The organism is Stenotrophomonas sp. INTA L402-1, assembly GCF_059295135.1.
Window position 1 is genome coordinate 67,947 of record NZ_JCAFWP010000023.1, and the last position, 6,825, is coordinate 74,771.

Annotated in this window: 6 protein-coding genes; 4 read left to right on the forward strand and 2 right to left on the reverse strand. The window is 67.6% G+C overall.

Annotated features, from left to right (window positions below):
* Window positions 1-89: 89 nt before the first annotated feature.
* Together glpD and glpK are read left to right on the forward strand one after the other, a co-directional pair.
* Entirely contained in the window at window positions 90-1,568 is a 1,479-nt protein-coding gene (gene glpD / locus AC5O77_RS14075; protein WP_494506915.1) for a glycerol-3-phosphate dehydrogenase, read from the forward strand.
* Between the two features lie 79 nt (window positions 1,569-1,647).
* Window positions 1,648-3,147, forward strand: coding sequence for a glycerol kinase GlpK (gene glpK, locus AC5O77_RS14080; RefSeq protein WP_494506916.1), 1,500 nt, complete (start codon window positions 1,648-1,650; stop codon window positions 3,145-3,147).
* Between the two features lie 95 nt (window positions 3,148-3,242).
* Here glpK and AC5O77_RS14085 read toward each other — a convergent pair whose 3' ends face one another.
* Together AC5O77_RS14085 and AC5O77_RS14090 are read right to left on the reverse strand one after the other, a co-directional pair.
* On the reverse strand, window positions 3,243-4,037 hold the full coding sequence (locus tag AC5O77_RS14085) for a MetQ/NlpA family ABC transporter substrate-binding protein (protein WP_049399178.1): 795 nt from the start codon (window positions 4,035-4,037) through the stop codon (window positions 3,243-3,245).
* Window positions 4,038-4,063: 26 nt separating this feature from the next.
* Window positions 4,064-5,035, reverse strand: coding sequence for a helix-turn-helix transcriptional regulator (locus AC5O77_RS14090; RefSeq protein WP_010481302.1), 972 nt, complete (start codon window positions 5,033-5,035; stop codon window positions 4,064-4,066).
* An 81-nt stretch (window positions 5,036-5,116) separates the two neighbouring features.
* Here AC5O77_RS14090 and AC5O77_RS14095 point away from each other — a divergent pair, with 81 nt between their 5' ends.
* Window positions 5,117-5,719: a LolA family protein gene (locus AC5O77_RS14095; protein WP_049399177.1), complete on the forward strand. Its 603-nt coding sequence runs from the start codon at window positions 5,117-5,119 to the stop codon at window positions 5,717-5,719.
* Between the two features lie 107 nt (window positions 5,720-5,826).
* On the forward strand, window positions 5,827-6,603 hold the full coding sequence (locus tag AC5O77_RS14100; RefSeq protein ID WP_010481298.1) for a DUF481 domain-containing protein: 777 nt from the start codon (window positions 5,827-5,829) through the stop codon (window positions 6,601-6,603).
* Window positions 6,604-6,825: the final 222 nt, after the last annotated feature.

Consider the following 6,825-nt stretch of genomic DNA (forward strand, 5'->3'; position numbering starts at 1 on the left):
GACTGCCTTTCGTAGAGTCGAGCTTGCTCGACTTTTGCAAGAGCAGTCGACTGACAGTCGACTCTACACACACAGGATGCGGAGGCGCGATGCACGACGTCGACCTGCTGGTGATCGGTGGCGGCATCAACGGTGCCGGCATCGCCCGTGATGCCAGCGGCCGCGGCCTGCGCGTGCTGCTGTGCGAGCAGCACGACCTCGCTGCGCATACCTCCAGCGCCAGCAGCAAGCTGATCCACGGTGGCCTGCGCTACCTGGAACAGCGCGAGTTCGGCCTGGTACGCAAGGCACTGGGTGAACGCGAAGTGGTACGCCGGCAGGCACCCTATCTGGTCCGCCCGCTGCGTTTCGTGCTGCCGTGGGAACCGCACCTGCGCCCACGCTGGATGCTGCGCGTGGGACTGTGGCTGTACGACCACCTGGGCCCACGCAGCCCGGCATTTCCCGCCTCGCGCGCTCTGGACCTTCAGCATGATCCGCTCGGCCCCTGGCTCTCCCCGGATCTGCGGCAGGCCTTCAGCTACGCCGACGCGCAGGTCGATGACGCGCGTCTGGTACTGCTCAATGCCCTGGATGCTGCCTCGCGTGGCGCACAGGTACATGTGCGCAGCCGCTGCATCGAACTGCGCCCTGTGCAGGGCCGTTGGCAGGCCGTGCTGGAATCCGCCGATGGCCAGCAGCATGTGACCGCGCGCGCCGTCGCCAATGCGGCTGGCCCATGGGCCGGTGGCCTGCTGGAGCAGATGGAGGCCCGCAGCGGCGGCCCCGCGCTGCGCCTGGTACAGGGCAGCCACATCGTGCTGCGCCGCCCCTGGCCCGATGACCGTGCCTGCCTGCTGCAGCAGCCCGATGGCCGCGTGGTGTTCCTGCTGCCGTTCACCCACGATCATCTGCTGATTGGCACCACCGACACCGACTACCGCGGTGACCCGGCGCGCTGCAGCGTGCTGCCTTCCGAGGTGAGCTACCTGTGCGCGGCCGCCAACCGCTATCTGCGTGAGCCGATCACTCCGGAAGACGTGGTCTGGCAGTTCGCCGGTGTGCGGCCACTGCTGGCCGACCCGGACCCGCGTGCGGCAACGCTGAGCCGCGACTACCGCCTTCAGCTGCAATCCAGCCCGGCGCCGGCGCTGCATGTGCTGGGCGGCAAGCTGACCACCTACCGGGTGCTGGCCGAGGAAGCGCTGAACCTGCTGCGCCCTGCCCTGCCACAGATGGGACCGGCCTGGACGGCAGGCGGAGACCCGCTGCCGGGCAGCGACTGGGGTGACGCCACACAGGCGCGCTCCAGCCTGCAGGCGCTGGCACCGTGGTTGCCCGTGGAGATCGCACGGCGTTGGGCCGAAGCCTACGGCAGCCGCAGCGCCGCCCTTCTGCAGGGTGCACGGGGCATGGACGATCTTGGAGAGGACTTCGGCGGCGGCCTGCATGCGCGGGAAGTGGCTTTCCTCCGCGACCACGAGTGGGCCTGGGACGCCGAGGACGTGCTGTGGCGGCGGAGCAAGCTGGGGTTGCGGCTGGATGCTGCGCAGGTGGCGCGGCTGCAGGCGTGGATCAATAGACGGTAGAGTCGAGCTTGCTCGACTAACATGAAAAGCAGTCGAGCAGGCTCGACTCTACCAACACCATCGCTACCGGAGACGCTGCATGACGCCCCGCTACGTGCTGGCCATCGACCAGGGCACCACCAGTTCGCGCGCGATCCTGTTCGACCGCACCGGCGACATCGTCGGCAGCGCGCAGCGCGAATTCGCGCAGATCTTCCCGCAGCCGGGTTGGGTTGAGCATGACCCGCGCGAGATTCTCACCAGCGTCTATGCCACGCTGACCGAACTGCTCAGCCGCGGGCAGATCGACCCGCGCCACATCGCCGCACTGGGCATCACCAACCAGCGCGAAACCACCGTGGTCTGGGACCGTGCCACCGGACAGCCGATCCACAACGCCATCGTCTGGCAGTCGCGGCAGAGCCACGCCATCTGCGAGCGGCTGAAGTCCGAAGGGCATGAGGCGCTGATCCGCGAGCGCACCGGCCTGCTGATCGATGCCTATTTCTCCGCCACCAAGGTGCGCTGGATCCTCGACCACGTCGAGGGCGCGCAGCAGCGTGCCGAGCGCGGCGAGCTGCTGTTCGGCACCATCGACAGCTGGCTGGTCTGGAACCTCAGTGGTGGCCAGGCGCATGTGACCGACTACAGCAACGCGGCGCGCACGCTGCTGTTCAACATCCACACGCTGGACTGGGATGACGACCTGCTGGCGCTGCTGGACATCCCGCGCGCGATGCTGCCGCAGGTGCGCGATTCCAGCGCGGTGTACGCGCATACCCGGCCGCAGTTCTTCTTCGATCACCCGATTCCGATCGCCGGCATCGCCGGTGACCAGCAGGCGGCGCTGTTCGGCCAGGCCTGCTTCCAGCCGGGCATGGTCAAGAACACCTATGGCACCGGCTGTTTCATGCTGATGCACACCGGAACGCAGGCGGTGCGTTCGCGCAATGGCCTGCTGACCACCATCGCCTGGGGCCTGGACGGGCGCGTGGAATATGCGCTGGAAGGCTCGATCTTCATCGCCGGCTCGGTGGTGCAGTGGCTGCGCGATGGGTTGCGCATGATCGAACGCGCCAGCGACAGCCAGGCGCTGGCCGCGCAGGTGCCCGACAGTGGCGGTGCTTACCTGGTACCAGCATTTGTCGGCCTCGGTGCGCCCTATTGGCGCAGTGATGTGCGCGGCGCGATGTTCGGCCTGACCCGTGGCACTCGCAAGGCGCACTTCGTGCGCGCGGCGCTGGAAGCGATGGCCTACCAGACCCGCGACGTGCTTGATGCGATGCAGTCCGATGCCGGTATCGCGCTGACCGAGCTGCGCGCCGATGGCGGTGCGATCGGCAACGACTTCCTGGCCGGATTCCAGGCCGACATCCTTGGCGTGCCACTGCTGCGGCCGCGGCTGACCGAAACCACCGCACTGGGCGCGGCCTACCTGGCCGGGATGGCGGTGGGGTTCTGGTCCAGCCGCGAACAGATCGCCGCGCAATGGGGCCTGGACCGGCGCTTCGAGCCACAGATGGAGGTGGCGCGGCGCGAGAAGCTGTATGCGGGATGGCAGCAGGCCGTGGCGGCCACCCTCGCCTTCCACGTCGACTGACGGTAGTGCCGGCCGCTGGCCGGCAACCCCATGATCCTTGGCGGCGTCTGCAGATTGCCGGCCAGCGGCCGGCACTACCACATGGCCAGCGGCCGTCAGAACGCCGGCAGCACCGCGCCCTTGTACTTGGTCTCGATGAAGGCCTTCACCTGCGGGCTGGTCAGGGCCTTGGCCAGCTTCTGCACGCGGGCGTCGTCCTTGTTGTCCGGACGTGCGACCAGGAAGTTCACGTACGGCGAGTCCTTGCTCTCGATCGCCAGTGCATCCTTGGTCGGGTTGAGGCCAGCGTCCAGTGCGTAGTTGGTGTTGATCAGGGCCAGGTCGACCTGGTCCAGCACGCGCGGCAGCATCGCCGAGTCCAGCTCGCGGAACTTCAGGTTCTTCGGATTGGCGCTGATGTCACGCTGGGTCGACAGCGCGTTGGTCGGATCCTTCAGCTCGATCACACCGGCCTTGTGCAGCAGGATCAGTGCACGGCTGTTGTTGCTCGGGTCGTTCGGGATCACCACGTCGGCACCTTCGCGCAGCTCGGCCAGCGACTTGATCTTGCGAGAATACGCACCGAACGGCTCGATGTGCACGCCGATCACCTTCACCAGATCGGTCTTGCGATCGCGGTTGTAGGCATCCAGATACGGCTCGGTCTGGAAGTAGTTGGCGTCCACCTGCTTCTGCACCAGCTGGTCGTTGGGCTGCACGTAGTCGTTGAACACGCGCACGTCCAGGTCCACGCCTTCCTGCTTGAGGATGGGCTTGACCACTTCAAGGATCTCGGCATGCGGCACGGCCGTGGCGGCCACCACCAGCTTCTGCGAGGGCTCGCCGGACTTGCCGCAGGCGGTCAGGGCCAGCGCAGCGGCGAGCAGGGGCAGCAACAGGGTCTTCTTCATGGGCGGAAGGGTTCTCGGGGGGAGTGTCAGGAGTTGTCGTAGTTGCTCAGGGCGAGCTCAAGCAGCGCCTTGGCCTGCTCGCGCAGCATCACCGGTTCGACGATCTCGGCATCCGAGCCGTAGTGCAGCACGTCCATCAGCAGCTCGCGCGAGACGCTGTACGGCACCTTCAGTTCATAGCGGCCATCGGCCAGGAAGCGGCCCTGCTGCTTGGAATGCCAGTGCTCGTCGGCCACCCAGCGCGCGGCCTTGGCGCTGAACAGGATGGTCGCCCAGCCCTTCGGCGCACCGGAGAAGATGCCGTAGCTGGCCCCGAGCTGCTCGTCCAGCTCGCTGTCGGCCACGTCGCGGGCGGTGCTGTCGATCACCCGCGCCTTGTGGATGCGATCCACGGCAAAGCTACGCAGCGCCTCGCGGTCATGGTCCCAGGCATCCAGGTACCAGTTGTCGCGATAGTGGGTCAGGCGCTGCGGCGAAACGGTGCGCTTGGTCGGCTCGTCGGTGGAACGGGCGCGGTACTCGAACGCCAGCTGGCGGCGCTCCAGCACCGCCGAAGCCACGCTGCGGAAGCTGCCTTCATCGAACTTGCGGCCACGGTGCGGAATCACCCGCACCCGGTCCACCGGCCAGCTGGAAACGCCAGCCTGGGCCGCCAGCAGGCTCTCGATGCGCTGCTGCAGCGGTGCCAGCACCGAGGACAGCACGCCGCCTCCGGTCCGCGCCAGCAGGTGCTGCGAGGCCAGCAGGGCATGCAGCTCCTCCGAGCTCAGCCACAGGCCGGGCAGCTCGAAGCGGTCGCTCTCGTCGGCCTGGTAACGGAAGCCGGCTTCGCCGTCGCCCTCGATCGGTGCCATCAGCGCATCGCGCAGGAAGGCCAGATCGCGGTAGACGGTGGCACGGGAGCAACCGAGCTTGTCCTGCAGGGTCGCCACCGTCACCGGATAGCGTGCGGACTTGAGCAGACGATGCAGGGCGGTGATGCGTTCGTATCGGTCCATACCCCCGATTATGTCCGAGTCGCGGGTCTTGTGTGGGACGTTTGGGCTATCGTGGTCGCCCCCACCCCTCTGGAACACCCGATGCGCCGGTTGCCTGCCCTGTCCCTGCTGGCCTGCCTGCTGCTGGCCGCCTGTGATCGCGCGCCCGCGCCGGCCAGCACCGAAGCGCCCGTGCCTGCGGCGGATCCGGCGCAGGCGGTGCTGGGCGCCAGCCAGCGCTTCTCGGCCCTGCGCAGCTTCCACGCCGAACTGGAGGTGCTGGGCGCGCCCCAGCCGGTGCGCAGCGCCATGGACTTCGTCGCCCCCGACCGCTTCCGGGTGCAGACCCCGGCCGGTCCGCAGACGATCATCGGCGACACCATGTTCCTGCAGGCCGACGACGCGATCCGGCAGGTGCCGACCCCGCCGGGCCTGCTCGAGCAATGGCGCAACCCGCTGCCGGCCGATGCCCTGCCCGCCGACCTGCAGGCCGAAGACCTGGGCAGCCAGTCGCTGGACGGGGTCGAGACGCGTCACTACCGCCTGCGTGGCGCGCAGCCCGGCGAACGCCTGGAGTACTGGGTGGACGCGCAGGGCCTGCCGCGGCAGATCGTACGCAGCGGCAGCAGCAATGGCCGCAGCTTCCAGCTGCGCCTGCGCTATTCGCGCTTCAACGACCCGGCATTGCGCGTCGATCTGCCCTGAATAGGCGATCGCGGCAACGTCTGCTGAAGAAACCGTTTGGATCGATTCGGACCGCCATCACGCTTCCAGTATCATCACCGGCTGTCAACCGCTTCGGAGAAGCCCCGATGTCCCTGCGCGTGTCCCTGCTGATCCCCCTGCTGCTGTGCGCACCGCTCGCGTATGCGCAGGATGCCTCCGAACTGGCGGCGATGTCCTCGCCGTGGAGCGGCAGTGGCGGCGAGCTCGGTTTCGCTTCGGCACGCGGCAACAGCAGCACCGAGAGCTTCAACGGCCGCCTGCGCCTGCGCTACACCGATGGTGACTGGGTGCACAGCATGGATCTGGCTGGCCTGCGTTCCAGCTCCAAGGTGATCGAGACCCGCGACGACGGCTCCACCAGCCGCCGCAACAACACCACCGCCAACCGTTACACCGGCAGTGCCGGCAGCGCGCTGCAGCTGGGCGAGCACCGCCAGCTGACGGCCACGGTGCGTACCGAGCGCGATGACTTCGCCACCTACGACCGCCAGAGCTCGTTCGGTCTGGGTTACGGCACCCGCCTGTGGAACACCGAGCGTTTCTCGTTCGACGCGCAGATCGGCCCCGGTGTGCGCCGCACCCACAGCACCGAGGACGACCGCACCCGCACCGGCATGATCGGCCGCGGCCTGTTCGATATGAAGTACTCGCTGACCGACAACACCGACCTGGTCAACACCCTGCTGGTCGAGTCGGGTTCCTACAACACCTTCGGCCAGAACGACTTCGGTGTTTCGGTGAGCATGAACGAACATCTGGCGCTGAAGGCCGGCTGGCAGGCGCGTTACAACAGTGACGTGGCCGAGGACAAGCGCAAGACCGATACGCTGACCACGATGAACGTGGTCTACAAATTCAAATAAGGAACGGGCGCCAAAGGCGCCCGTTCTTCTTTCGGTAGTGCCGGCCGCTGGCCGGCACCATCAAAAAAAACCCCACCCCACCAGCCGCCCCCCCGCCCGCCCCCCAATACCAAGCACAGAAAAAAAACACGAACCCCCCCACCCCCACCCACCACAGCACGAGCAACCCCAGCCCCCATACGTACCGGGGACGAGCCCGGCCGCGCGCCGCGGCGCGCCACC

What these genes read in the sequence shown, in the direction of transcription:
- glpK (WP_494506916.1), top strand. Translation starts at nt 1,648, where the DNA reads ATGACGCCCCGCTACGTGCTGGCCATCGACCAGGGCACCACCAGTTCG.
- AC5O77_RS14090 (WP_010481302.1), bottom strand. Translation starts at nt 5,035, where the DNA reads ATGGACCGATACGAACGCATCACCGCCCTGCATCGTCTGCTCAAGTCC.
- AC5O77_RS14100 (WP_010481298.1), top strand. Translation starts at nt 5,827, where the DNA reads ATGTCCCTGCGCGTGTCCCTGCTGATCCCCCTGCTGCTGTGCGCACCG.
- AC5O77_RS14095 (WP_049399177.1), top strand. Translation starts at nt 5,117, where the DNA reads ATGCGCCGGTTGCCTGCCCTGTCCCTGCTGGCCTGCCTGCTGCTGGCC.
- AC5O77_RS14085 (WP_049399178.1), bottom strand. Translation starts at nt 4,037, where the DNA reads ATGAAGAAGACCCTGTTGCTGCCCCTGCTCGCCGCTGCGCTGGCCCTG.
- glpD (WP_494506915.1), top strand. Translation starts at nt 90, where the DNA reads ATGCACGACGTCGACCTGCTGGTGATCGGTGGCGGCATCAACGGTGCC.